Origin of the sequence: Pseudomonas sp. SAR267, assembly GCF_052077595.1 — a bacterium.
Classification (GTDB): Bacteria; Pseudomonadota; Gammaproteobacteria; order Pseudomonadales; family Pseudomonadaceae; genus Aquipseudomonas; species Aquipseudomonas vlassakiae.
In genome coordinates, this window is the sequence record NZ_JBQIHU010000001.1 from 5,204,555 (window position 1) to 5,229,690 (window position 25,136).

The 25,136-nt window shown below is 59.6% G+C and carries 34 protein-coding genes, 1 tRNA gene and 1 pseudogene; 31 read left to right on the forward strand and 5 right to left on the reverse strand.

Features of this window, described 5'->3' with window-relative positions; all coding sequences use genetic code 11:
- Positions 1-42: 42 nt before the first annotated feature.
- From ACTORR_RS24475 to ACTORR_RS24530, 12 genes are all read left to right on the forward strand, one after another.
- Positions 43-225: a hypothetical protein gene (locus ACTORR_RS24475; RefSeq protein ID WP_441343957.1), complete on the forward strand. Its 183-nt coding sequence runs from the start codon at positions 43-45 to the stop codon at positions 223-225.
- Positions 216-584, forward strand: a complete 369-nt coding sequence (locus ACTORR_RS24480) for an HNH endonuclease (RefSeq protein WP_441343958.1) — start codon at positions 216-218, stop codon at positions 582-584. Before ACTORR_RS24475 ends, ACTORR_RS24480 begins: the two co-directional genes overlap by 10 nt.
- Before the next feature lie 135 nt (positions 585-719).
- The gene (locus ACTORR_RS24485; RefSeq protein WP_441343959.1) at positions 720-1,205 is read left to right on the forward strand and encodes a phage terminase small subunit P27 family; all 486 of its coding nucleotides are present in this window, start codon (positions 720-722) and stop codon (positions 1,203-1,205) included.
- Entirely contained in the window at positions 1,205-2,926 is a 1,722-nt protein-coding gene (locus ACTORR_RS24490) for a terminase large subunit (RefSeq protein ID WP_441343960.1), read from the forward strand. Before ACTORR_RS24485 ends, ACTORR_RS24490 begins: the two co-directional genes overlap by 1 nt.
- Entirely contained in the window at positions 2,926-4,197 is a 1,272-nt protein-coding gene (locus tag ACTORR_RS24495) for a phage portal protein (protein ID WP_392524732.1), read from the forward strand. The genes ACTORR_RS24490 and ACTORR_RS24495 overlap by 1 nt, the downstream gene beginning before the upstream one ends.
- Positions 4,198-4,215: 18 nt before the next feature.
- Positions 4,216-4,881 carry an HK97 family phage prohead protease gene (locus ACTORR_RS24500; protein WP_441343961.1) on the forward strand — a complete coding sequence of 222 codons (666 nt, stop codon included), beginning with the start codon at positions 4,216-4,218 and terminating at the stop codon, positions 4,879-4,881.
- 15 nt (positions 4,882-4,896) lie between these two features.
- Positions 4,897-6,063, forward strand: a complete 1,167-nt coding sequence (locus tag ACTORR_RS24505) for a phage major capsid protein (RefSeq protein WP_441343962.1) — start codon at positions 4,897-4,899, stop codon at positions 6,061-6,063.
- Between the two features lie 36 nt (positions 6,064-6,099).
- A complete protein-coding gene (locus ACTORR_RS24510) occupies positions 6,100-6,366 on the forward strand; it encodes a hypothetical protein (RefSeq protein ID WP_441343963.1) in 267 nt (88 codons plus the stop codon).
- Entirely contained in the window at positions 6,363-6,692 is a 330-nt protein-coding gene (locus tag ACTORR_RS24515; protein ID WP_441343964.1) for a head-tail connector protein, read from the forward strand. Before ACTORR_RS24510 ends, ACTORR_RS24515 begins: the two co-directional genes overlap by 4 nt.
- Entirely contained in the window at positions 6,689-7,027 is a 339-nt protein-coding gene (locus ACTORR_RS24520) for a phage head closure protein (protein ID WP_441343965.1), read from the forward strand. Before ACTORR_RS24515 ends, ACTORR_RS24520 begins: the two co-directional genes overlap by 4 nt.
- Entirely contained in the window at positions 7,020-7,505 is a 486-nt protein-coding gene (locus tag ACTORR_RS24525; RefSeq protein WP_441343966.1) for an HK97-gp10 family putative phage morphogenesis protein, read from the forward strand. Before ACTORR_RS24520 ends, ACTORR_RS24525 begins: the two co-directional genes overlap by 8 nt.
- On the forward strand, positions 7,502-7,870 hold the full coding sequence (locus ACTORR_RS24530) for a DUF3168 domain-containing protein (RefSeq protein ID WP_441343967.1): 369 nt from the start codon (positions 7,502-7,504) through the stop codon (positions 7,868-7,870). Before ACTORR_RS24525 ends, ACTORR_RS24530 begins: the two co-directional genes overlap by 4 nt.
- 170 nt (positions 7,871-8,040) lie before the next feature.
- Here ACTORR_RS24530 and ACTORR_RS24535 read toward each other — a convergent pair whose 3' ends face one another.
- Positions 8,041-8,241 (reverse strand): hypothetical protein, encoded by a 201-nt coding sequence (locus tag ACTORR_RS24535; protein ID WP_441343968.1) that lies wholly within the window; start codon positions 8,239-8,241, stop codon positions 8,041-8,043.
- 187 nt (positions 8,242-8,428) lie between these two features.
- On the opposite strand from ACTORR_RS24535, the gene ACTORR_RS24540 reads away from it, so the two are divergent.
- From ACTORR_RS24540 to ACTORR_RS24625, 18 genes and pseudogenes are all read left to right on the forward strand, one after another.
- Entirely contained in the window at positions 8,429-8,944 is a 516-nt protein-coding gene (locus tag ACTORR_RS24540) for a phage tail tube protein (RefSeq protein WP_441343969.1), read from the forward strand.
- An 8-nt stretch (positions 8,945-8,952) separates the two neighbouring features.
- On the forward strand, positions 8,953-9,420 hold the full coding sequence (locus ACTORR_RS24545) for a phage tail assembly chaperone family protein, TAC (protein WP_441343970.1): 468 nt from the start codon (positions 8,953-8,955) through the stop codon (positions 9,418-9,420).
- A 2-nt stretch (positions 9,421-9,422) separates the two neighbouring features.
- Positions 9,423-9,641, forward strand: coding sequence for a phage tail assembly protein T (locus tag ACTORR_RS24550; RefSeq protein WP_441344132.1), 219 nt, complete (start codon positions 9,423-9,425; stop codon positions 9,639-9,641).
- A gap of 62 nt (positions 9,642-9,703) precedes the next feature.
- On the forward strand, positions 9,704-10,030 hold the full coding sequence (locus tag ACTORR_RS24555) for a superinfection immunity protein (protein ID WP_441343971.1): 327 nt from the start codon (positions 9,704-9,706) through the stop codon (positions 10,028-10,030).
- A gap of 44 nt (positions 10,031-10,074) precedes the next feature.
- Complete coding sequence (locus tag ACTORR_RS24560) at positions 10,075-12,555, forward strand: phage tail tape measure protein (protein ID WP_441343972.1); 2,481 nt, start codon at positions 10,075-10,077, stop codon at positions 12,553-12,555.
- Positions 12,556-12,576: 21 nt separating this feature from the next.
- A complete protein-coding gene (locus ACTORR_RS24565; protein WP_441343973.1) occupies positions 12,577-12,714 on the forward strand; it encodes a hypothetical protein in 138 nt (45 codons plus the stop codon).
- Positions 12,715-12,740: 26 nt separating this feature from the next.
- Positions 12,741-13,325, forward strand: coding sequence for a hypothetical protein (locus ACTORR_RS24570; RefSeq protein WP_441343974.1), 585 nt, complete (start codon positions 12,741-12,743; stop codon positions 13,323-13,325).
- Positions 13,325-13,924, forward strand: coding sequence for a hypothetical protein (locus ACTORR_RS24575; RefSeq protein WP_441343975.1), 600 nt, complete (start codon positions 13,325-13,327; stop codon positions 13,922-13,924). Before ACTORR_RS24570 ends, ACTORR_RS24575 begins: the two co-directional genes overlap by 1 nt.
- 3 nt (positions 13,925-13,927) lie before the next feature.
- Positions 13,928-14,326, forward strand: a complete 399-nt coding sequence (locus ACTORR_RS24580) for a DUF6950 family protein (protein WP_441343976.1) — start codon at positions 13,928-13,930, stop codon at positions 14,324-14,326.
- Positions 14,323-17,421, forward strand: coding sequence for a phage tail tip fiber protein (locus ACTORR_RS24585; RefSeq protein ID WP_441343977.1), 3,099 nt, complete (start codon positions 14,323-14,325; stop codon positions 17,419-17,421). Before ACTORR_RS24580 ends, ACTORR_RS24585 begins: the two co-directional genes overlap by 4 nt.
- Positions 17,421-18,476: a hypothetical protein gene (locus tag ACTORR_RS24590; protein WP_441343978.1), complete on the forward strand. Its 1,056-nt coding sequence runs from the start codon at positions 17,421-17,423 to the stop codon at positions 18,474-18,476. The genes ACTORR_RS24585 and ACTORR_RS24590 overlap by 1 nt, the downstream gene beginning before the upstream one ends.
- Before the next feature lie 8 nt (positions 18,477-18,484).
- Entirely contained in the window at positions 18,485-18,967 is a 483-nt protein-coding gene (locus tag ACTORR_RS24595) for a hypothetical protein (protein WP_441343979.1), read from the forward strand.
- A 2-nt stretch (positions 18,968-18,969) separates the two neighbouring features.
- Positions 18,970-19,512, forward strand: a complete 543-nt coding sequence (locus ACTORR_RS24600) for a tail fiber assembly protein (protein WP_441343980.1) — start codon at positions 18,970-18,972, stop codon at positions 19,510-19,512.
- A gap of 57 nt (positions 19,513-19,569) precedes the next feature.
- Positions 19,570-20,013: a structural protein P5 gene (locus tag ACTORR_RS24605; RefSeq protein WP_441343981.1), complete on the forward strand. Its 444-nt coding sequence runs from the start codon at positions 19,570-19,572 to the stop codon at positions 20,011-20,013.
- Positions 20,010-20,507, forward strand: coding sequence for a DUF2514 domain-containing protein (locus tag ACTORR_RS24610; protein ID WP_441343982.1), 498 nt, complete (start codon positions 20,010-20,012; stop codon positions 20,505-20,507). The genes ACTORR_RS24605 and ACTORR_RS24610 overlap by 4 nt, the downstream gene beginning before the upstream one ends.
- Positions 20,508-20,519: 12 nt before the next feature.
- Positions 20,520-20,744, forward strand: a complete 225-nt coding sequence (locus ACTORR_RS24615) for a hypothetical protein (protein WP_054883235.1) — start codon at positions 20,520-20,522, stop codon at positions 20,742-20,744.
- A gap of 75 nt (positions 20,745-20,819) precedes the next feature.
- On the forward strand, positions 20,820-21,113 hold the full coding sequence (locus tag ACTORR_RS24620) for a hypothetical protein (protein ID WP_441343461.1): 294 nt from the start codon (positions 20,820-20,822) through the stop codon (positions 21,111-21,113).
- Positions 21,110-21,409: pseudogene (locus ACTORR_RS24625) on the forward strand (hypothetical protein); the annotation flags it as partial. The gene ACTORR_RS24620 and the pseudogene ACTORR_RS24625, both read left to right, overlap by 4 nt.
- A 171-nt stretch (positions 21,410-21,580) precedes the next feature.
- Here the strand turns inward: ACTORR_RS24625 and ACTORR_RS24630 are convergent.
- The gene (locus tag ACTORR_RS24630; protein ID WP_441343983.1) at positions 21,581-21,970 is read right to left on the reverse strand and encodes a hypothetical protein; all 390 of its coding nucleotides are present in this window, start codon (positions 21,968-21,970) and stop codon (positions 21,581-21,583) included.
- A 651-nt stretch (positions 21,971-22,621) separates the two neighbouring features.
- Entirely contained in the window at positions 22,622-23,296 is a 675-nt protein-coding gene (locus ACTORR_RS24635; RefSeq protein ID WP_054884934.1) for a polysaccharide lyase family 7 protein, read from the reverse strand.
- A 613-nt stretch (positions 23,297-23,909) separates the two neighbouring features.
- Between ACTORR_RS24635 and ACTORR_RS24640 the strand changes: the two genes are divergently transcribed.
- Positions 23,910-24,104 carry a hypothetical protein gene (locus tag ACTORR_RS24640; protein WP_054884935.1) on the forward strand — a complete coding sequence of 65 codons (195 nt, stop codon included), beginning with the start codon at positions 23,910-23,912 and terminating at the stop codon, positions 24,102-24,104.
- Position 24,105: 1 nt separating this feature from the next.
- Here the strand turns inward: ACTORR_RS24640 and ACTORR_RS24645 are convergent, their stop codons facing one another.
- Together ACTORR_RS24645 and ACTORR_RS24650 are read right to left on the reverse strand one after the other, a co-directional pair.
- Entirely contained in the window at positions 24,106-24,519 is a 414-nt protein-coding gene (locus ACTORR_RS24645; protein ID WP_441343984.1) for a DoxX family protein, read from the reverse strand.
- 500 nt (positions 24,520-25,019) lie between these two features.
- A tRNA-Leu gene (locus ACTORR_RS24650) sits at positions 25,020-25,104 on the reverse strand.
- Positions 25,105-25,136 lie beyond the last annotated feature (32 nt).

Sequence of the window (25,136 nt, forward strand, 5' to 3'; positions counted from 1 at the left end):
CCGCACGGCGTGAATGGATTAACAAATGGATGAGGGTCGCCCGTGAACGAGCACGCAATCTCTTTGATCCAGCAGATTCTGGAGCAGGAGCAGAAACAAACCAGCCTGCTGGAGACGATCGCAAGCCAGAATCTGGCCCTGATCGAAGCTCTGGCTGACGATACGGCCATCGACCCAGACGAACTGCCACGCATGCACTATCTGGACGGTTCGCCATGCCGCTGAGACCGCAACGGCCGTGCAGGGCTCAGGGCTGTCGAACGCTGCACCGGAACGCAAATGGATACTGTGACGGACACGCCGAGCTGGCTGCCGAGCAGGCCAAGGCCTGGGCGACACGCAAGGGGTCAGGCCGTGGTGGTCGCCCGTGGCGGCGCAAGCGTGAGCGAATCCTGAAGCGAGATCAGTACCTCTGTCGGTGTGATGACTGCGCCCAGCTCGGTCGCATCCGCGAAGCCCATGAGGTTGACCACGTCGTGGCCGTAGCCCACGGCGGCACCGACGATGATCACAACCTGCGGGCGATCAACCGTGATTGCCACAAGGCCAAGACGCAGCGGGAGTCGAAAACGAGCAAAAAATGATCGAAAACAGCGGAAATGATACGAAATCTCGTTTCCGGGGAGGGGGAGGGTCAAAAGTTCAGGCCCTTTCGCTCGGACACCGCGCCCTCAGTCGTTTTTTTACACCCGCGAAATTAAAAATTCAGGAGTTGCGCGATGGGAGGCACCGCCAAGGTCGCCGGCCGTGGTCGCAAACCCAAGCCGACGGCCAAGAAAGAGCTAGCGGGCAACCCCGGAAAACGGGCCTTGAACAAGGCTGAGCCGCAGTTCGCCACGGTAACCAATGTGGATCCGCCGGACTGGCTGAGCGAGCGTGCGGCCACGATGTGGAAGATGCTGGTACCCGAACTGCTGCGCGAGAACGTCATCGCACTGACTGACCTGCACAACGTTGAGGCTTTCTGCACCGCCTACAGCAACTGGCGAATGGCTCAGGAGGCGGTCGACCAGTTCGGCCCGGTGGTCGAGTCGTCGCAGGGTAGTCCTATGAAGAACCCGGCGCTTACCGCTGCAAACGAAGCAATGCGTCAGATCGTGACATTCGGGTCGATGCTGGGCCTGGACCCAGCCAGCCGCACGCGGATCATTGGCGGCAACAAGCAGAAATCTACCAACGAGTTCGCAGCCCTACTGAGTTCCTGATGACCAGAGCCAAGTACACCAATGTCGACAAGGCAATGGTGTGGGCAAGGTCTGTCCTCAAGGGCAAGTTTCCGGCATGTCGTTACATCCACCAGGCGATCGAGCGGCACTTCGAGGATGTGTCGTCCAGCCGCTCGAAGAATTACCCGTATAAGTTCGACCCGGCCAAGGCCGAGAAGAAGCTGCGCCTCATGCAGCTGCTGCCCCACACCAAGGGCGAATGGGCGTTCAAGCGACAACTGATCACCCTGGAACCCTGGCAGCTTTTCGGCTTGGCCTGCACCTTCGGCTGGGTCCGGAAGAAGGGCGGGTACCGGCGCTTCCGCGAGAGCTACTGGGAAGTGCCGCGCAAGAACGGCAAATCGGTGATTGCCGCGGGCGTCGGCATCAGCATGTTCACCGCCGACAACGAGTTCGGCGCCGAGGTCTACTCCGGTGCGACCACCGAGAAGCAGGCGTGGGAGGTTTTCCGGCCTGCAAGGCTGATGGTCAGCCGGTCACCCATGCTGATCGAGGCAGCCGGCATCGAGGTCAACGCCTCGAACTTGAACATCCCGTCGAACGGCAGCCGATTCGAGCCGCTAATTGGCAACCCAGGTGATGGTGCGTCGCCGTCCTGCGCGATCATCGACGAATACCACGAGCACGACAGCGCCGCCCAGTACGACACGATGCTCACCGGGATGGGCGCCCGCCGCCAGCCGTTGATGTTCATCATCACCACCGCCGGCGCGAACATCGAGGGGCCGTGCTACGACAAGCGCCGCCAGGTCATCGAGATGCTCAACAGTACCGTCCCGGACGACGAGCTGTTCGGCTACATCTGGACGCTTGACGAGGGCGACGACTGGACCGACCCGAAGAATCTGGCCAAGGCCAACCCCTGCATGGGTGTGTCCGTGTTTCAGGAGTACCTGGAGAGCCAGCTGGCCCGGGCGATCCGCTCGGCGCGCTTCACCAACACGTTCAAGACCAAGCACTTGAACCTGTGGGTGAGCGCCAAATCCGGCTTCTTCAACATGGAAAGCTGGAAGGCCTGCGAGGACAAGACGCTCACGCTTGAGCAGTTCGAGGGGCAAGAGTGGATGGCGGGGTTCGACCTGGCGCGAAAGCTCGACATGAACTCCAGGGCCAGGCTGTTCTGGCGAGAAATCGATGGGAAGGTCCATTACTACAGCGTGGGTCCGGCGTTCTGGGTTCCCGAGGACACTGCGAATGACGTGGACAACAAGCGCATGGCCGAGCGCTTCCAGGCCTGGGTCAATAGCGGCCACTTGACCGCCACACCTGGTGCCGAGGTGGACTACCGCGAAATCCTCGAGGACACCAAGGAAGCCAATAAGCTGGCACCGATCAGGGAATGCCCGATCGATCCGCACGGCGCCACGGGCCTGAGCCATGACCTAGACGACGAGGGTTTCAACCCGATCACCATCACCCAGAACTACACCAACATGTCCGACGGCATGAAGGAGCTGGAGGCAGCGATCGAGGCCGGCAGGTTCCATCACGACGGCAATCCGATCATGACCTGGTGTATCGGCAATGTTATCGGCAAGTACCTGCCGGGCAACGATGACGTGGTGCGCCCGATCAAGCAGGGCGACGACAACAAGATCGACGGCGCCGTAGCGCTGATCATGACGATAGGCCGGGTGCTCGCGAATGCGGATACCCAAGGTTCTGTCGACGACTTCCTTTCCAGACCGATGAGCATGTAATGGCAGACACCGACTACAGCATTGATCTGCGCACGCGCAGTCCCTTCTGGGCGCGTATGGCGAGCTTCTTTGTCGGCGGCCGCCTGGTCTCGCCGGAGAAGGGTTCGCAGACCGGGCCAGTGTCCGCCTCTGGGGTGGTGGGCGATTCGGTCGTGAGCGACGAGCGATCTTTGCAGATCTCCACGGTGTTCGCCTGCGTCCGCCTGATCTCCACCGTCACGGCCGGCCTGCCGCTGGATGTTTTCGAGACTACCGGTGATGACCGGAGAAAAGTCGGCATCGACAACCCGCTGGCCCGTCTGCTGCGCTACAGCCCAAACCAGTACATGACTGCTGTCGAGTTCCGCGAAGCGATGACCATGCAGCTCTGCTACTACGGCAACGCTTATGCCCTGATTGAGCGCAACAGCGTCGGGGACGTGATCAGCATGATGCCCCTGATGTCGGTGAACATGGATGTCCGCCTTGAAGGTAAGCGCGTGGTGTACCGATATCGTCGAGACAGCGAGTACGCAGACTTCAAGCCCGCGGAAATCTTCCACCTGAAAGGTTTCGGGTTCAACGGGCTGGTCGGCCTGTCGCCTATCGCTTTCGCGGCGAAGACAGCAGGGGTCGCGGTGGCGATGGAGGATCAGCAACGGGACTTCTATGCCAACGGTGCCAAGTCGCCGCAACTTCTGATGACCGGCGAAGGGAAGGTGCTCAACAAGGAACAGCGCGCCCAGGTCGAAGAGAATTTCAAGGAGATTTCCGGCGGCCCCGTCAAGAAGCGGCTGTGGATTTTGGAAGGTGGATTCACCACCCAGGCCATCGGGGTCAGCCCCCAGGATGCGGAGACGATGGCAGCTCGCAAGTTTCAGGTCAGCGAGCTGGCTCGATTCTTCGGTGTGCCGCCGCACCTGGTGGGCGATGTGGAAAAGTCCACTAGCTGGGGGTCGGGAATCGAGCAGCAGAACCTGGGTTTTTTGCAGTACACCCTGTCGCCATACCTCAACCGCTGGGAATACGCGATCGAGCGCTGGTTATTGAAGCCCGGCGAACTCGGTCGCTTCCATGCTGAGCACAACATCGATGGGCTACTCCGCGGCGACTCGACGGCCCGCGCTAACTTCATGGGCGTGATGGCCGACAAGGGGCTGCGTACTCGCAACGAGTTGCGCCGGCTGGACAACATGCCGCCCTTACCTGGCGGGGACGAAGCCACCGTGCAGTCCCAAAACATACCCATCACTCAACTCGGCAACCCAGGCCCCGCATCCAGCGGGGCTTGATCATTCTGGAGGCAGCAAATGCCCAGCGTTTGCAAAACCTTGGCCTTCGATCAGGCCGCAATCAAATTCGCCAATGGCGGTGCCCAGGGCGTGTTCGAAGGCTATGCCAGTGTGTTCGGCGTGGTCGACAGCGACGGCGACGTCATCGAGGCCGGCGCCTTCGCGGATGCGCTCAAGAATCAAAGCCGCGCTGTGGCCATGTTCTTCAACCACCAGCGCAATGAGATTCCGGTGGGTAAGTGGCTCGACCTCTCAGAAGACAGTCACGGTCTTCACGTTCGAGGCGAGCTAACACCCGGAAACCCTCAGTCCGAAGCCCTGAAAGCCGCAATGATGCACGGGACGGTAGGGGGTATGTCGGTCGGGTGCAGTATCGCCAAGGGCGATATGTCCACGATCGCCACCGGTTTCTCCTTCCGCAAGGTATCGCGCCTGACGGAGATCAGCGTGTGCACCTTCCCGGCCAACGAAGCGGCCACCGTTTCCACGCTCAAGAGCATGGACACCATTGAAAGCATCCGCGATGCGGAGAGCTGGTTGAGGGAATCCGCCGGCCTTTCCAAGTCCGAAGCGCAGGCGTTGATCGCCCGCATCAAGTCCGCGGTTCGGAGCGAGTCCGAAAGCGGCGACCCCACTGAAATCGCCGCGCTCTTGGAGCGCCTGAAAACCTTCCCCCAAATCTGAACCGAGGATTCACCTATGTCCGAACTGGCCCAAATCCAGAAGGCGATCGAGACTGCGCAGACCCGCATGCAGGAGCTGTTCGACGCCCAGAAAACCGAGATCCAACAGAATGGCGAGGTCAGCAAGAAGCTTCAGATCGACCTGACCACCGTTCAGGACGAGCTCAAGACCGCCGGCACGCGGTTGTTCGATATCGAGCAAAAGCTGGCTGGCGGCGCCGTCGATGATCCGTCCACCAAGAAGAGCTTCGCGGCCCAGACGGCTGAAGACCTGAAAAAGTCCTGGGATGGTAAGTCCTCGGGCAAGGTGGATGTGAAGAGCTTCGACAAGCAGCTGGGCAGCGGTGCTGCTTCTGCCGGCGCGCTGATCCAGCCGCAGGTAAACCCAGGCATCTTGATGCCAGGCCTCCGCCGTCTGACCATTCGAGACCTGCTCGCTCAAGGTCGTATCAGCTCGAACTCGCTGGAATACGTTCGCGAGAACGTGTTCACCAACAGTGCTGCGCCGGTGGCTGAAGGTAACCTGAAGCCTGAGTCCAACCTGACCTTCACCAAGGAAACCGCGAACGTCAAAACCATCGCTCACTGGATCCAGGCATCCCGCCAGGTGATGGACGATGCGCCGATGCTCGAGTCCTACGTGAACAACCGCCTGCTGTTCGGCCTGGCCCTGGTCGAAGAAGGGCAGCTGCTGAATGGCGATGGCACCGGTGACAACCTCACCGGGTTGAACACAGTCGCTACCGCCTACGACACCGCACTGAACGCCACAGGTGACACCCGCGCTGACCAGATCGCTCACGCCATCTTCCAGACCAGCGAATCGGAATTCGAAGCGTCGGGCATCATCCTGAACCCGCGCGACTGGCATGCCATCGCGCTGCTGAAGGATGCTGAAGGCCGGTACATCTTCGGCGGTCCGGCGGCATTCGCCGCGAAGGTTATGTGGGGGCTGCCGGTCGTGGCCACCAAGGCACAAGCACTCGGCACCTTCACCGTCGGCGGTTTCGACCTGGCGTCCCAAGTCTGGGATCGCATGGATGCCACTGTCGAGATTAGCCGCGAAGACCGTGACAACTTCGTGAAGAACATGCTGACCATTCTGTGCGAAGAGCGCCTGGCGCTGGCCCATTACCGTACCAGCGCGATCATCAAGGGCACCTTCACCGTACCAACCCCATAATCCAGCCAAGGGAGCGGGGCAGGAAACTGCCCCGCTATGACCATGAAGAAAATTCGCGCACTGCGTCAGTTCTCGCACTATCACGCCGGTAACTTCGACCAGCACGAAACCCGTACCGTGTTGGACGAGTATGCAGAAGCTCTGATCGGGATGGGGCTTGCCGAGGAAGTGCTCGACCCCGAGCATCAGCCAGAGCCAGAGCCAGAGCCAGAGCCAGAGCCAGAGCCAGAGCCAGAGCCAGAGCCAGAGCCAGAGCCAGAGCCAGAGCCAGAGCCAGAGCCTAAGGCGGGCAAGAAAAAATGACCGTCACAGCGCTTGAGCTCCTTCCGATCGAAACGATCAAGCAGCACCTGCGTGTCGATCATTCAGCTGAAGACGCTTTGATTGAGCTTTACGCGGAGTCTGCTCTGGCCTGGGCGCTGTGGTACTGCGATAGCCCAAAGCTGCTCGATGCGGCCGATTTCCCTGCCAGCTTTAAGGCCGCGCTTCTTCTGCTGATCGGCCACTCCTATGCGAACCGCGAGGCGATCGTCACAGGAACCATCGCAACAGAGCTGCCGATGGCCGTCGACTCATTGCTTTGGTCCTCCCGTGATTGGAGGGGGCCTCCAGACGAGGTGGCTCCATGAAGGCCGGCACTCTCCGACACCCGATCGAGATACAGCACTTCAGCGCAGTCCGCGATCCAGACACCGGTGAGTTTAGTGAGCCGGATTGGCAGGCGTTCGCCAATACCTGGGCCTCGGTTGAGCCTCTTTCCGCGAAAGACCTCATCGCTGCCCAGGCAGCTCAGTCGGAAGCCACGGCCAGGGTTGTGATTCGGTACCGGCCTGACGTTCTGTCCACCATGCGAATTATCCATCGGGGACAGATCTACAGCATTGAAGGCCCACCCCTGGAGGACGACAAGTCCGGCCAGGAGTACCTGACCATCCTCGTATCGAAAGGGGTGAAAGATGGCTGACGGCGTCGAGTTCAGCATCACCGGCTTGGATAGCCTGCTGGGGAAGCTGGAGTCGGTCAGCTATGACGTTCGGCGCAAGGGTGGACGGGCCGCGCTGCGGAAGGCCGCTCAGGTTGTGGTGCAGAAAGCCAAGGAAGGCGCCGAGCGCATCGACGACAAGGAAACCGGCCGCTCGATCGCCGACAACATCGCCCTGCGCTGGAACGGAAGGTTGTTCAAGCAGACCGGCAACCTCGGGTTCCGGATCGGTGTGCTGCACGGCGCCGTACTCAAGGATGGCGGCGACCTCAGTCCGAACTCACCGACGCCGCACTGGCGTCTGATTGAGTTCGGTACCGAGAACATGGCTGCCGATCCGTTCATGCGGTCTGCTCTGGCTAACAGCATCAGCGAAGTCACCAACACGTTTGTCACCGAGTACGAGAAGGCAATCGATCGTGCCATCCGGCGCGCCGCGAAGAAGGCTGCATCCTCATGACACCACCAATTTTTCAGATCTGCTCCCGGGCCGCGGGCGTCACGGCGCTGCTCGGTGCCGGGGCGAATCTGCGGCTCTACTCGTTTGGCGAGGCCCCGCAGGATGTGGCCAAGCCCTACGCGGTGTGGCAGTTGGTCAATGGCGAACCGGAGAATTACCTGGCCGGCCGTCCCGACGCCGACGGTTTCACACTACAGGTTGACGTGTACGGCACGACAAGTTCTTCGGTTCGCCAGGTGCGCGACGCCATCCGCGACGCCATTGAGCTGCGTGCCAACGTCACCCGGTGGGGGGGCGAAGGGCGGGACCAAACCACCAAGAATTTCCGAACCAGCTTTGACGTGGACTGGATAGTCCGCAGATAACTAATGCGGCCAAGTCACAGGAGGTCAAATGAGTTGTTCATGTTCAGAGCAACAAATAGTTCTTCGGGAGAAACTGGAAGAGCTTGAAGCACTGCTTGTAGCAGAGGTGTCAGAGAGAATGGCTGCCGAAGCGGCGATATATGCTCGAATCGACAGCCTCTCCAACGTCATTAAGGCTGCAGATCCTCCTTCCCGGGAACCGACCCGATAGCCTGCATAAGAATTTCACTCAAGGTGAGTTCCATAATGGGCTTGTTCGGGGTCACCCAAATCTTGAAGTCATTGCCGGTGGCCGGCTCCCTGAAGCTGACCAACACCTTAGTAGGGTTTTGAGATTGCTCAATTGTAACCCCTGACAACGCGTACTTCATTTGTCCTCCTAGGTCGTTATGCCCCGTCCCTGGGCTTTCCGGCATCGGGCCGGGGCGGTTTATTGGAGGCGCAACGCTACTACGGTTACGACACTGCCCGGTACTGGATTTCCATCCACTCCCACCCGAAAACAGATCACACCAGCCCGCCAAGCGCGGGCTTTTCTTTGCCCGACAGGAGACCACCATGTCGATTTTGACCCAAGGTACCCAAGTGTTTGCCCTGGTACCGCCTGCCTCCGGCACCGGCCCAATGACCGTGATGGAGGTGGAGTGTGCCACCGCCTTCAGCCCTGGTGGTTCGCCGAAAGAGCAGATCGAAGATACCTGCCTGAAGGCAAAGGATCGCTCCTACAAACCTGGCCTGCGCACGCCTGGCCAGGCTTCCCTGACCATCAACGCTGACCCCAGTAGCGCGAGCCACATTCGGCTGCACCAGCTCTCGGAGGCAGACGGTGACACCACCATCCGCTGGGCGGTGGGTTGGTCCGATGGGCCGTTGGATGCCGATGGTGAGCCGACGGCTGTGCCAACACTCAACACCGCAGGTGATGACTTCGAACTGCCAACGTCCCGCACCTGGTTCGTGTTCCAAGGCTATGTCGCGGACTTCCCGTTCGACTTCGCCGCCAACTCCGTTGTTAGCACTGCGGTTTCCATCCAGCGCTCGGGCGGTTCCGCCTGGATCAAGAAGACCGCTTGAGGTGGCCCATGAAGCTCAATATTGAAACGCTGCAGCAGGTCGGCTCGTTCACTGGCCGACCCGTTGAAAAGGAAATCACCTGGCGCCAAGGCGGCGAACAGCTCACCGGAACAGTGTTTGTGCGCCCACTCGGCTACCAGACAGCCGTCAGCGATGTCCTTGCCGCTGCAGGCCACCAAGACAGCATCGCCGGCCGCATTGCCGCAGCGATCTGCAACGAGGAAGGCCAGCCTGTGTTCTCGGTCTTGGATATAACCCATGGCCCTCTGGATAAGGCTGAGCTGGCGAAAGACCCGAAGAGCACCAAGCGCCTTGGTGCCTTGGACGGCAACCTCACCGTAGCGCTGCTCACCGCCATCCATGAGGTGAACAACCTGGGAAAGACGACGAGCTCACCGCCCTCGACGAGCTCTGGCACGAACTCGTCCTCGCCGGAGTCGGCGGCCGCACGATCGCGGAAGCGCAAGAAAACCTGAGCCTGCGCGAGTTCCATTCCTGGGTGAAGTACCAGAGGCGGCGCGGTTCACTAAATGTGGGCATGCGTGTCGAGCGAGGGGCCGCCCTGTTGGCCTCGATGCTGGCCAACCAGGTGCGAGACAGTAAGCGCCGGCCAGAGCCGTACACCCCCGATGATTTCATGAGGCATGGCGATCAGGTGGTGGCCAGCCTGGAACTCGCAATGGCGACTTGGACGTGATCACTTTTGGCCATCGGCGGGCGAGGTGGTAGATTGATCGGTTTCGACCCAAGGGAGTGGCCATGGAACTCATCTACGGCAGCTATTTGATCATAGCTGCAGCCTCATTCTTCATTTATATCCTGCCGATGATGGTGGCATTCTATCGTCGTCATGAAAACTACACGGCCATCTTCTTAATCAATCTTCTGTTGGGTTGGACTGGTATTGTCTGGGTAGTTTGTCTTGTTTGGGCGTTCGTTGGCAGTGCTAAGCGGTATGATGTTGTAAATTCAGCCTCTTCGGGTCCAAGTAAATATGAAGAGCTTGAACGGATCTCTGAATTAAAAAGGAAAGGAGATCTCACAGAAGAAGAATTTGAAAGGGAGAAATCCCGGCTCTTGGGCTAACAACGCACACCCGCCAATCGGCGGGTTTTTTTTGGAGTGTTTTTATGGCATCAAGATCTTTAGGTACGTTGACTCTTGATGTGATAGCGCAAGTTGGTGGTTTTGTAGCTGGTATGGACAAGGCCGAACGCAGCTCTGAGAGGTGGCGTAAGCAAGTTGAGAAAAATGCAAAGGCAGTCGGTACGGCAATCGGCGCTGGGGTTGCTGCAGGTGTAACTGCGCTCGCTGCCATCACCGTGTCGGCAATAAACTCAGCGTCAGAAATTACAAACCTGGCCTCGGTAGCCAACGTCAGTACTTCGGATTTTCAAAAGTTGGCAGCCGGCGCAAAGACGGTAGGGATAGAGCAGGATAAACTTTCCGACATCCTGAAGGACGTAAACGATAAGGTTGGTGATTTTCTAAATACTGGCGGCGGCGAAATGGCCGACTTTTTTGAGCAGATTGCTCCAAAAGTTGGTGTGACGGCGGAGCAGTTCAGGAATTTAAGCGGTAGCCAGGCTCTTGGGCTATATGTTTCCAGTCTCGAAAAAGCGAAGGTAAGTCAATCCGACATGACCTTCTACCTTGAAGCGATTGCAAACGATGCAACTCTACTGTTGCCACTACTCAGGAATAACTCGGAAGGATTCAAGCGATTTGGTGATGCAGCCGAAGCTGCAGGCGCGATCATGGATGACAAGACCATTCGGGCCGCGCAAGAGCTGAAAGCTGCAACGTGGCTCGTCGATCAGTCTGTAAGTGGCCTTTCTAACCAGATCACCAGCGCGATGCTCCCTACGCTCGCGAATTTTGCTACGAGGTTGAGCGATACAACCATCAACGGTGTTCTGGCGAAGCGAGTTTCAGATGATCTAGCGGCCAGCTTGCGCGCTTTGGGTAAATTTGCTGTCGGCACTATGGCTGGTATCCATCTGCTCGGCATCGGCCTGAAGTCTCTGTCTGATGTAGATGATGCGATGGTTGGCGGCGATGAGGCAAAGTGGTGGGACCGCTACCTGCCGCCGGTGCGCATTTACAATGCTTTCAAGAACATCGATGCCATGGGCAAGAGCATTGGCGATGCCAAGGCGAAGATGGGCGACCTTGCTACCGGCTATGGCGACCTGATGGCCTCCTTCGATGAAAATCCTAGCAGTGGCAATACCAATCAGGTGAAGGAACTGGCCGATTTACTCGCCGAGATGCGCAAGGGTGGCGCCGGAAGCTTCACTGCTATTACGAAAGACCAACAGGCTGCCGCGAAGGCGGCAGAAGCTGCGAGCAAAAAACTGCAAGGTCAGTTTGATACTGCTGAGGAAGGCTACAAGCGTGAGATAGCGCTCATCAACACCGAGGTGGATAAACGAAAAGACGCAACTGAAGTAGCGAAGCTGCAGTTCGAAGTGGAGTCGGGCAAGCTGAAGGGCATCACCTCTCTACAGCAGAACAAGCTGAAGGGTCTGGCCGAGGAGCTGGACAAGCTCAAGCAGCTCAAACTTGCCAACGAAGACAATGCCAAGGCGGCGTCTTACGCCTCAACGCTGGCTGCAGCGAATGCGACTGCTCAGTCTGGCCTGAACATGGAGTTCGTTGGCGCTGGCATGGGCAGCAAGACCCGCGAACGCCTGCAGGGCATTCTTGAGATACGCCAGGAGTTCGACCAGAAATACGCTGATCTCCAGGCCCAGCGCAACTCTGGAGACATCAGCGAGAGCCTTTTCAAGCGGGAGGCGGAACTGCTGCAATCCTCGCTGGATGAGCGCCTGTCTATGCAGGTCGACTACTACAGCAAGCAGGATGAGCTTCAGACCAATTGGCTGGATGGTGCGGAGGACGCCTGGCAGGACTATGCCGATCACGCGCGCGACTTGTCATCGCAGATGTACGACGTGACGAGCAACGCGCTCGGCAGCTTGGAAGATGAGCTGGTCGGGTTCGTAAAAACCGGCGAGTTCAACTTCAGCGATTTCGCAGAGGGCATCGCGGATGACCTGTTGCACATGCTCGTGAAGGTCGGTTTGCAGATGGCTGTCAACGCGGCCATCGGTGATGCGGCTGCGGCTTCGTCCGCCGCCTTGGCTGCAGCGACCGGTACTGCTATGGCTGCCGCCTACGCTCCCGCGGCTGCGATGGCGTCCCTGGCGTCTTTCGGCGCCAACGCCGCGCCGGCTTCTGCTGCCATCACCAGTACCACCGGCTTGGCCAGCAGCTTGGCCCTGGTCGGTATGGCGCACGACGGTATCGACAGCGTGCCGCGTGAAGGCACCTGGTTGCTCCAGAAGGGGGAGCGAGTTACCACTGCCGGGACGAGCGCCAAGCTTGACCGTACCCTCAGTGACATTCAGGCGTCCAGCATTGGCCAGGGCGTCAGCAGCTCTATGCCGCCTATCCAGCAGCACATCGTGGTGCAGGGTTCTGCCGACGACGCAACGTTGTCGCGGATTCAAGAAGCGGCTCGGCAGGGCGCCCAGCTCGGCTATCAGATGGTCCTCAAGGACTTCCGCAGTAACGGTCCTGCGCGGCAGCAGCTGCGCAAGGGCTGATACACGGCCAGGAGAGCATGAATGGCTCAACGTCAGAAGAATACCGATAACGCTGCTGTAGTGGAGCTGCGGGCGCGAATCCAAGAAGCTGCACGTCAGGGCGCCCAGCTCGGCTATCAGATGGTGCTCAAGGACTTGCGCAAAGGCCCAGCGCAGTAACCAGACCGATCACCAGGAGATCCTACATGGCAATCGCATGGCCGGAAGGCCTGTGCCCGAGTGAAATGACCTGGGGCGTCGTCTACAACAACCGGGCGTTCACCTCGACCTTGTCGAATGCCCAGCAGATCGTGGGTTACCCGGGGGCCTACTGGCAGTGCCAGCTGACGTTCTCGGCGCTGTCCCGGGATGAGGAGCGAATCTTGACGGCCTTTATTGGTCGCCTGCAGGGGATGTTCAACACCTTCAACTTGCCCGCGTTCACCCGCACGCGTAGCGATTCGATCGGCGCGCCCGTGGTGGTCACGGCCATTGCCCAGGCCTCTTCGATGCGGCTGGGCGGGGTGACACCGAACAAGAAGGTGTTCTCCATGGGTGACTACATCACCATCGGCGGGGTCATGTTCGAAGTCATCGACGATGCCTCCTCGGACGGTACCGGCCAGGTGGTGATCAATGTGAACAAGCCAATCCGCAAGGCCATCGCCGCCGGCACTGCCGTCGAGTACAAGGCGCCGTATGCCGAGATGCGCAGGACCAGCGACACGCATTCGTTGACGCTGCGTCCTCTGGTGGCCAATGGCGCACTTGAGTTCAGGGAGGCTTTCTGATGGCGGGTTCATTCCCATTCAGCCAGCGCGTGGTCGACATCATCGGGCAGGGCCGCTTCATGGCGGTCTACGCCTGTCAGCTGGATTTCCCCGACGGCATGGTGTTCGCCCATACCGGGACCGGTGACCTGGTGCTGGACGGCATCACCTATCAGGGCGTCGGCACGTTCGGCGAAGTTGGCCAGGCCCAGGAGAGCAGTAGCTCGGGATCGCCGATGAGCGTCGAGCTGACCCTCAATGGACTGGACGCCACAATCATCAGCGAGACCAGCCTGAAGGGCTGTCGCGGGCGAAACGCCAAGCTGCTGTTCGTGGTGATCAACCAGGCCGGCGAGTACGCGGCCGACATCCTGTTCAGCGGGCGCATGGACGCGGCCCAGTTTGCCTACAGCGGCAACGGCAGTGACGGTAACGCCATTCGGGTGCCGATCATCGACCGCATGGCCGAGTGGAGTCGAATCGCCACCGAGCGCTGGACCGATGAGAACCACCGCGCCCGCCATCAGGATGACCGCTTCTTCTTTGCCGTCGCCCAGATGGCCGACTGGCCCATCTACTGGGGGGCCAGCAAGGACGCACCTTCCTTCAGCTACGAGTAGATCATGCGCAATCGAGACTGGACCACCCAACTTGCCCACACGATCAAGGCCGCCACTGAGCGGCCTTTTTCATGGGGCGAATTTGACTGCTGCCTGTTCGCGGCCGACTGCGCGTTGGCTGTATGCGGCATTGACCCGGCCGAGCAGTACCGGGGCCGCTACACCACGGAAACCGGAGCAAAGCGCCTGCTGAAGAAGATTCACGGCTCACTCGATGGCGCCTGGGACGCGTGCTTTCAGCGCGTCAACCAGGCGTTCATCCAGCGCGGCGATGTGGCGATGTACGACGGCGAAAACGGGCGTGGCGTGGCGGTGTTCTGGGCCGGTGAGTTCTGGTCGGTGACTGAAGACGGGGCAGGGCGTATCGCCTGCGAGCCCCTGGTTGTCTGGAGAGTTGAATGAGCAAGGCAGTCAGGAAGGTCGCGCTGGTCGCTGCCGGCGCAGCGCTGGGATTCGTCACTGGCGGTGTTGGCTTCGCCATTATCGGCGGGGCCGTTGGCCTGTTTGTAGGCTCTCAGCAGGATGCCGCGCTTAAGAGTGGCAGCTACAGCAGTGAGCCGTCGGCCCAGACCGTGCGCTCGTCGAAAGCCCCTGCGCGGTACATCCTTGGCAGGGCCAGCACCGGTGGCGTGCTGGTGTGGGCCCAGGAGCAATCCGGCGACCAGACCGATGGCGAGTGGGTGCACCTGGTGTACGTGCTCAGCGAGGGTGCAATTGCGGGTCTGGATGGCATCTACCTGGGCGAAGAGGAAATCGCCGCCTACGGTGAATATGCCTCCTACGAGCTGCTGGTAGATCCATCCCAGGTCAATGCCTTCCTGAGGGCGAACTGCCGCGACTGGCGCGACACTCAAATCGGTCGTGGTCTGTCGTTCATTCGGCTCTCGCTCAAGCACAATGCCGAGAAATTCCCGTCGGGCATCCCTGACGTGCGCTTCGTCGTGCGCGGTCGAAACGATATCTACGACCCGCGCACCGGTATGACCGGCTACAGCGACAACACGGCGCTGCACATGCTCTGGTTCCTGCGCGCCCGGTGCAAAGTGCCGGATGACGAGATTGTTTTCGAGACCTTTGCCAGCGCCGCGAACGTCTGCGACGAGGCCGTGGCCAACGCCGACGGCACTGCGGGCATTCGCTACCGTACCGGCTGCGTCATCGGCGCCGACGAGCAGCGCACGCAGGTTATCCAGAAGCTGGAGGAGTCCTGCGCCGGCCAGCTGATCCGCGTCGGTGGCAAGTGGATGATGCAGGCCGGTGCCTACTACGGGCCGTATGACTTCGAGATCACCGAGGACATGATCGTCGGCACGGTCTCGGGCACCACGGAGGTCAACAACGACTCCGCGATCAACATCGTCACCGGCACGTTCATCGATCCTTCGCAGACCTGGGCCGAGACCGACTTTCCAGAAGTGCGGATTCAGCAATGGGTGGATGAGGACGGTGGCGAGGCAGCCGAATCGATGTCGCTCGGGTATGTGACCGATGCCTACCAGGCGCAGCGCCTGGCCAATATCAAGTTGCGCCGGGCGCGTGCCGGCGGCTCGCTCCAGCTGCCAATGAACTTTGCTGGCTACAACTGCCGGCCGGGGCGCGTGGTGCGCGTCAACCTGCCGTCCTTGAACATCATTGGGGAGTTCATCGTCACCGACTGGAACATGGCCGCTGACGATGGTTGCACGGTGACCGTTTCCCAGTACGAGCCCGCGATCTTCGACGATGCCGTGGGCCAGCCGTACAACCCGATCGGGTTCATCAACCTGCCCACCGGTGGCCTGGGCAGTCCTACCAATCTGGCCTGGGTGCCAGACGAGACTGCCGAAGTCACCCAGGGCGTGCTGAGTTGGACGCAGCCGGCGGGTATTGTCACGGGTTATGCGGTCACCATCCGTCAGGGCAGCACTGCAGTGCAGGCCCAGCAGGTGCCTGAAACGACTGTGCAGCTGCTGATTGCCGGACTGTCTTCGGGCAACTACACGATGAGCGTGGCCGCTCTCGGTCCGCTGACCCGCTCCGGCGAGGCGAGCATCACCGTGAACATCGATGGCCCGCCCATTCCTGAAGCGTGCACGGTTCGGTCCACCATCGACTCCATCACGCTGTTCCCCAGTAACGTGCAGCACGGGCTGAACGGCGGCACCTACGAGTACTTCTTCAGCCTGGACCCGCAGGTCACCGCAGATCAGGCAACGTACCTGGGCCAGGGTCTTAGCCTGGTGCACACTGACCTGGCCTTCTTCACCAACTACTTCTACTTCATCCGCTCGCGCAATGCCTACGGCGTGAGCGCTTTCCTGAAGATTGCCGCGTCCACCTCCACGGATGTCAGCACCATGATCGCGGCGCTGGAAGGGAAGATCCAAGAGGGGCAACTGTGGCCGAGCCTGCAGGAGCGCATTGACCTGATTGATGGCAATGGACCTGGATCGGTCAACGAGCGCATTGGTGAGCTGCGTGACGAGATCGACGGCCTGGTAGATGCGCTCGCTTATGACCCGGACAAGGCCTACCTTGAGGACGATGCTGTTCGCGCTGGCCAGCGCCTGTATCAAGCCATCCAGGCGGTGCCAGCGGCGGCCGGTGGAGAAAATGCGCCGCCGAACCCTTCCTACTGGCTGGATATCGGCCAAGTGGTGGAGTCGGCCAATGGCCTGGCCGCACAGGTCGAGCGGAACACCGCGAGCATCGAGGAGCAGGACGGCCGCATCGAAGCCAATGCTGAGCAGATCTCTGCTGTACGTGCCGAGGTCGACGACCCAGTAACCGGGCTGAACGCCACAGCCAATGGCCTCAGCACCATGAAGAGTACCGTCGAGACGATCGACGGCAAGGTCAAGGCAGAATCCGAGAAGCTGGATGGCGTCTATGCCCAGGTGAACCCGGCCATGGCCGGCAGCACCGAAGGCTTTGCAGGCTCTGAACAGACCTACGTCGGCGTTTGGTCGGAGCAATCGGCGAGGATCGAGGACGGCATTGCCACGGCCAAGCGCATCGACACCGTGCAGGTCCAGCAGGGCGAGACCAACGCTGCGGTGCAGCAAGTGAGCCAGGCTGTCGTCGGTCTGGATGGGAAAGTGAATGCCCAGGTGACCATCAAGGCTCAAACCATTGCCGGTGGTCGGAAGGTAACTGCCGGCCTCGCGCTTGGGAGCAACGGGGAAACTTCTGAGTTCCTTGCATTCGCCCAGCGCTTTGCAGTGGTGGATGAGGTTGGCGGACAGGTCGTGGCGCCGCTGGTGGTGCAAAACGGCCAAGTGTTCATCAACACCGCGCTGATCAACCAGGCGTTTATCCAGCAGATCATTCTCGGGATGACCTTGCGATCGCAAGCCGTGGATTCACAGGGGCGACCGCTGATCGAGCTGAACATGGTCAACGGCACTTTCACACTGCGCGGCCAGGACGCCAGCGGCAGTGTGCTAATCAACAACGGCGGCCTGTACGTGTACGACGCCAACGGCGTAGAGCGCGTAGCGGCGGGGAGGCTGACCTGATGGCTGATCTGTACGGACACAGGACGAAGGACAGCGCCGGGGTGATCACCATGGACACGACGATCACCCCGATCCGATCGCTGAAAATGATGCAGGTGACGGGTAATGGCGCGCTCGACCAGTACATTGCGATACCGGAGATTCAGGCGGCATCGTTTGTGGTGGTCGACGCGCTGTTCGACGGGGGGGAGAACACATACAGCCCGCAGGCCTGGTACTCACAAGGGCAGCTTCAGCTACGCAGAGCCATGAGCAGCACATGGCAGGTCATGATTCTCTCGCAAGGCGGGGAGCCTTTTGCGGCGCAAGGAAGCTATGGCATCCGCGCCGCCAACAACAGCGTGCGTACGCAGATTGATGCGATCAACAAGGTGCTGACCGTCAGGTCCAGCGGAGCGCTCAACCTAGGGCAACAAGGGCCAGGCTCGGGTAGTTTCATTCAGTGGGGGGAGGTGACATTCCCCGAGCCGGTTACCACATACGAGCGGCCGCTGGTTTTCTTCAATGCAGCTGATTACATGATGATCGGCCGCTTCTACGTCAAAGGTTCGCCAGGTAACTGGACCGGGTTTCGGATCAAGGCCTACCCATCCATAGCGGCACATGGCGACATCGCCCGGTACCCGATGGCCATAAAGTGGTTCTGCGCGAGCTACATGACACCTAACACGCCTGCGGGCGACTACGGGGAATCGGTGCGGGACGCTGCAGGTAATCGGCTTTTTGTCACTTCCGCCAATTTGTCGCTTCTCAATAGCCAGCCGTCGATCAACTCATTTTCAACTGGCGGCACACCGATAACCGGCGCCGGCTATTACGCCTCGCCTGCGCAGATGGGCTGGACAGGCAGCTATGACGACTATGTCCTGGGTAACGCACTTTTCTCAAGCACCAACGTGGGGCAAACAACGCAGCCGCTCCGGGCGAACTTTGGCGGGTTCTTGTCCGGTAATCGAAGCGTGCTGCAGATGTATTGCGAGAATTTCGACGGCATAAACCCGGTCAGCGTGAATGGGCGAACGCTGTTCGCGTCGCGCCCAATGAAACCTTTATAGGATCTCAAATGGCTAAACAGACGATCAACCTCGGTACGGCTCCTACGGGCGTGGGCGGTGATACACCGCGAAGCGCAAACACCAAGGTCAACCAGAACTTTGACGAGGTGTATCAGTTACTCGGCAATCTCGGCGACGCATCGACCAAGAACGTCGGAACCAGTGCCGGACAGGTCATGGGCGTCGGGGCAGGCGGCTTGCTCGGTACCGCTCCCTCAATCACGAACCTGCACAACGTACTTAATACCGAGTTCCGCAGTGCGGCCGTTCCGTCGAACCAGCCACCAGGTGGGGATGGCTACTGGAACCTTATGCATATCCGAGCAGGCGTCGACGCTCGGTGGACCACCATCTTTGCTCAAGAAGTGAACGGCTATCGGCTCGCGTTCAAGACCGTGGCTGTCGATCAGTCTGCGGCTACTGCCTGGTCGATGATCTACCACTCCAACAACACCACTCGCGCCGCTGACGGCACTCTGAAGGCGATCTGACCATGGCAAGAGCAGCAATCAACATCAAGGGCGACGGCTCGATCCTCGATATCACGTCGCTCGGCAAGTCGGATATCACTGTCGAACATCCCGGCCCCGGCCAGTACCTGGTCGCCGGAACGTTGGGCATGTGCCCGCCGCCGGAAGGCTGGGGGTATGTGATCAACCAGATGGACGCTGGCGCCTCGGTGGCCACCACCTTTGCCGACGACGTGCTGCTGGTGAGCGTGGCCAAGGACGGCGAGCCAGCTGACCTGTTGCACAGCATCACCCTGCATGTGTCGGTGGAGGAGGCGCCGGTTCCACTGCCGCCTGAGCCGATACCGGCAGATCCGCTGCAGCAAGCACAGGAGGAAGTCGCCAGGCTGCGGGCGATCGCCGACGCCGCCATTGCGCCGCTGCAAGATGCTGTCGATCTGGAGGAGGCGACCGAGGCAGAGATCGCGCTGCTGAAAGAATGGAAGCGATTCCGCGTGGCGCTGAACCGCCTGCCTGAGCAAGCGGGCTACCCAGCAACCATCGACTGGCCCTCGCCGCCGGTCTGATCCGCACCGAACCCACCGACCGCCGCCTGGCGGTATTTTTTTGCCTGGAGAAAACCCATGACCCAATCGCAACCCCGGGGCGTGCGCAACCGCAACCCCGGCAACATCGATTTCAACCCCCGCAACGACTGGCAGGGCCAGATCGGCAAGGAGCCTGGCGGCCGCTTCGCCATCTTCGACACGCCCGAGAACGGCATTCGTGCCCTGGGCAAGCTGCTGATCAACTACCGGGGCAAGGACGGCATGCCCGGCGTCGGCGGGAAGGGCATCGACACGGTGCTGGAAACCATCAACCGCTGGGCGCCGAGCAACGAGAACGACACCCAGGCATACGCCTCGGCCGTGGCCAAGCGCATTGGCGTGCGCACCACCGACCCGATCGACATCAAAGACCCGGCCACCCTTCGCGGGATGGTCGTCAGCATCATCGTCCACGAGAACGGCGGCAACCCTTACAGCGACCAGGTGATCGACGAGGGCGTGCGGAGGGCTCTGGCATGAAGTCGTGGGCTATCAGGGTAATTGTGTTGCTGGCGCTGCTGGCTTCGTACTGGGGCGTCTACCAGCACGGACGCTCCGTGGAAAAAGCCGCGGCGGCCGAGGCATCAGCGAAACGAGACAGCGGTGACCGCCTGGCCGAAGTTATCGGCGAGCGGGCGGCTCGCCAGGAAGAACAACGACGCGCCACGGCGCACGAGGAGGCGAGAGCCCATGCCCAGGAAGAACGAACGATCGCTAATGCTGGCGCTGCTGGCGCCGATGCTGCTGGCCAGCGGCTGCGCGTCGAAGCTGGAAAGCTCGCCGCCACCGTCAGTTGCCCCAGCACGAATACCGCCGCTGTCGCCCGAGGCCAGGCAGCCACCCGCGCCGCCATGGTGCTCTCCGACCTGCTCGCACGGGCTGATGATCGAGCGGGAGAGTTGGCGAAAGCTTATGACCAAGCCCGAATAGCGGGCCAGCTGTGCGAGAGGTCCTATAATGCGCTGATCAACTGATCGGAGCGGGTAATGGAGAAGCGCACCTTTATCGGGATGATTGAGGCAGGAGAACCCCTGTTGAAAGAGGCCCTGGATGCCATGCGTGCTTATCACCAGGCGCAGGATGAAGGGAAGCCCGCTGAGGAAGTCGAGCGGCTGCACCTCCTGGCCGAGTCCCTATTCCAAGTGGTGTGCGATTACCAACTGCGTGTGGTGGCCAAAGCTCGCGGGCAGAAACTCCCGCCTCTCCACTGATGCCGCCGGCCGGTTATTGCCGCCAGCGCGATCTGGGTTATACGATACTGTATCGATATACAGTATTGGTGCCCTATGTACTTCCTTCTCGTCCGACGCCGCGTCAATGGCGTGGCCATCCCCACGAAGCAGCTCGGGAAGATCCAGCCCCTGCGCGCCGACATCCATATTGGTGACCACCACAGCGAGCCACTGGGCCGAGTAGCCACGCAGGCTTGGGTGTTCAATCCGACGCCAGGACCCGACATCATTCCGCGGCTGCACGATGCCAAGGTCAATGGCATGGCCCAGCTCGGAATGAACATCAACGGGGTTGAGGACATCGACGGCGTGCTGTACGCGCAGTCCTGGTGGTGCAGGAAGGAATGATGGTCGGGATACCGCAAGCATGGCTGGATGAGCTGAACGACCAATTCGCCCTAGTCACGGACCCCGAGGGGCGTTCCGCCGTTCTTGATGAGATGGCCTATGCCGCTCATCGTCGACGCGAGGTAAACGCCGAAACCCTGGTCGAAATGCTGGAGTTTGCAGAGGCTGCAAGGTATTGGGCGCTGACCGAGCATGAGGAGGCCTGGCACCTTGGCCTGTTTCACTATCATTCAGCGGACGAGTGGGGGAAGGACGACCCAGGACGGTTCGTGGTTGGCGGGGCGCCAAGGGAGGGATTCTTGCAGTCTAAAACTAAGCGGGTGAACTCCGGTTTCGCTGGGCTAAACCTGCCCAAAGTCGGCGATGTGTTTTAGACAGGGTCGATGCATAGGCCGCGAACTACGCGGCCTGAGGTCGATTTTCCACACTACTGCTGCATTATCGGAAGCCTAGGCCATCCTGCTCGACTACGGTTTGAATAGCGCTTTTCGCTCTGGAATCAAGAACGGGTTGTGTGAACCGTAGTCGACCAGTGCGATGTGCTTCGGCGAGAGATTTTGGAAATGGACAAGGAAATCCGAAGTTAAGTAGGTCCCCCACGGATTTCGCGATGGGCACCAAGCCGGATAACCGATGTGGGCATGGAAAAGGTGGTGCCGTTTGGCCCACCAGATTTTATCTATACGGTCTGGATCAATTTGCGGCACGTTGTCAGTTGGAGCGACCTTGCCCTTAAAGCCCTGGAGACCTTGTGTTCTGAAATGAAACACAAAATCATCAATGAGATCCTGTTCGATCTCGGAAATGCTGTCGTACTTTTGGATAAAATGAGGGCTGAAATCTACCGAGAACGACATTTACGCGCGTTCTCCCGCATCCAATTGCGGAACTCTTCGCGCGTCAATCCATCTGGCATGGACACGAAAGGACCTTCCAGCGCTTTTTCCATCTTGCGCTGATCGAAGGTCACCTCGTCGTGAGACGGGGAGTGCTTTGGTGCTGCAAAGTCTACGCCTTTCACGGTATCTGGCCCTCTCGGGGCAAGCTGGGATTGTATATTCCATACGACAATCCGGAGGATGGCCGGTTCACGGCGGTTCTGTATGGATTGGGTATAGCTAGCCCAGCAAGCTTTCGCAATGGTGTCTAAACGTACAGGTCGCATATGGGAAGGCTGGGGAGAGCAATTGTACAGATTTTGACCTGCTTGAGGATGCCGTTCAGCGGCAATTTCCAGAGCTGATCCGACGGTGATTGCAGCCTGGTCCTGGTCATACCTAACGCAAGATCGGTTCCAAAACTGAACCGGCGACCCTTGTAGAATGCGGGTTGCAGCCCGGTAAATCCTGATTCGTTTCGGAACCAATTATTTCGCCTAGCCAGCATGAATCGGTCATTCTTGTATCGGATTGCAAATCCGTCTACGCCGGTTCGATTCCGACCTCGGCCTCCACTATTCGAAAACCCCGCAGATGAAAATCTGTGGGGTTTTTCATTTTGCCCGGCATTCAGCCATGGCTGAGCGAAAGGTCGCTGATGATGCACACTGAACCATCATCGGCCGGCGTGGCATCGGTGTAGTCGACCTGGTTGTAGACCCCACCATGGAACTCGAACAAGTGGGTGTCCCAGGTATCATCGAGTTGCAGTTCGCTCGATGACTTGGAGACGCCGTTGCATCTGGCGGTCACCTTGACCATGCCGGCAGAGGTGACATGGATGATCACATCGAATTTGGTGCCGAGCGGCACGCCCTGCAGGAGGGTGCTGTTCACCGGGTTGGTCTGGTTGTAAGACGTCCGGAAGCCGATGGTGATATTGCCCTTGTTCCAGAACACCTTCACTGGCGGACTGTCGTCCCCCCTGACGTGCATCTGGCTGATGACGACCTTTTGCGCCAAGTTGACCTTGGTCAACGTCATTGTCTGGCGATTCCAGTGGTCTGGGGCGCTGGCCAGCGTCCAGTTCTGGGTCTCTGACCACTCGCAACGGGTTCTATGGGTGCTCTTGCTCGAAGCGCCTTTGGTCGGTGCTGTGAACTGGACGGACCCGTCGCTGAGCACTTTAACCACACTCGGGAACTCGGCGATGGCGACAGCGCCGTTGAGTTCAAGCGCGACGGGGTTCGTTGAAGAGACGGCTATGGGGGTAGTGATCGTTAGATTACTGATATTTACGGTCATAAATACTCCTGACGATAAAATCATTGGCCTGGCACGATTGCCATCCAACCGTGATGCGTTCCTCCGCATCCGGCTGGGCACTCGTGAATGCGCAGGCGGATGATTTGGAAGTCACGATGACTGTATGCATGTACAGTACATTCGGGTGACCTTATTTCAACCCCCGCAAGCGTGTACAGCGAAATGACGGGTAAGCAAATGGCACTGACCTGCAGCTGGCAGCTTGGTAAAGGCCCGGCTCAATGCCGGGCTTCACTCATTTTTTTCGGGCGTTGATGGTTTCGACTGCTGCGGTCAGCCAAGTGATGCGACTACTTTCGGTACACATTTCACATACCCGGAAAAAGAAAAACCCGCCAACCAGTGGCGGGTCCAAAGAAAGTACGGAGCAGGGTCAGATTGTCAAAATGCTTGTCATAAACTCGTGAAGTTCACGTTGGCGGTGTGTCGACACCCGATGCGCATAAAAAAGCCCGCCATCGAGGCGGGCAACGAACGTTCTGAAGGGAGAGCTTTCAGGCTGAGGCCCGCTGATTAAGTCAGCATTAATGGCACGCCATTGACCGCGGCGAACGATGCGCCTATAAGGCGTGCCAGCATTCCAGGAGGCACCATGCGCGACGAAGACGACCTGCACGAACCCGAACATGATCATCTGCTCGATCATGAATTCCTCTATGAAGACTACGACCCTGAAGCGGACGCTCAAGGCGCCGAGGACGAAGTCGAGGAAGACGACGCGCTGCTGGATGACCTCGATGACGAAGCGTGCGATCACCCAGCCTGGCACGACGACCTGGACGACTGAATCAGCGCCCGTCGACCGAGTAGCGCCCTGGGCCGCTGACTGCGAGTGCCAGCAGGCCGCCGCAGATGCTGAGGTTTTTCAGGAACTGAGTCATGTTCGCGGCGCGCTTCGGGTCGATCATGTTCCAGAAGGGATGACCAAGCAGCCCGGTGCCCAGCACGAACAGGGCAAACAGGAAGGCCAACGGACGAGTGTAGAAGCCCAGGATCAGCAGGATGCCGACAATGAACTCCATGAACACTGCAACCGCTGCCGCGAGCATCGGCGCAGGGGCGCCCAGCGAGGTCATGTAGCCGACCGTGCCTTCAAAGCCTGTGAGCTTGGCCCAGCCGGACAGCACGAAAAGGATCATGAGCAGCACGCGAGCGATCAGCAGCATTATGTCGCGTTGACCATCGAACAGGGAGTAGCGCATGGTTGCATACCGGCGAAGGGGGACAAGCTCCACTCTAGCAGTTGCTCAGGGGATTGCTGCCGGGCAGCAAAAAGGCGCCGCAAGGGCGCCTTTTCAAAGGAATTTGGTGCGAGTGGCGGGACTCGAACCCGCAAGGCTCACGCCGACAGATTTTAAGTCATTCTGCCCCTCATTCCGCTTACGAGAGCTGTTGAGAGCTTACGAGAGCTGAGCTTGGCTTACTTGAGCTTAAAAGCTTTGAGAATCAGGGCTTTGAGGTGAGTATTGCACCGCTGCCTAGGGCTTGTGAGAGCTGAGCAGAGCTATTGGGAGCTGAGTTGAGCTGCCGGCGCAGCTACCAAGCCAGCTACCAAGAGCTACCAAGCCTTTCGACTCGGATGCATTGATTGTTTTTTAGGCAGCCTCAAGGCATGTGAAGGCCCACATAGCTTAGGCACGAGAGACAGATCAGTGGGAATGTGGCGCTGATGGCCAGGTCTTGCGAGGGAAGGGGTGTTTCGTGGTGCCCCGAGCCGGACTCGAACCGGCACACCTTACGGCGGCGCATTTTAAGTGCGATGTGTCTACCAATTTCACCATCGGGGCGCGATGTGAAGCAGGCGATTAGACACGAAAAT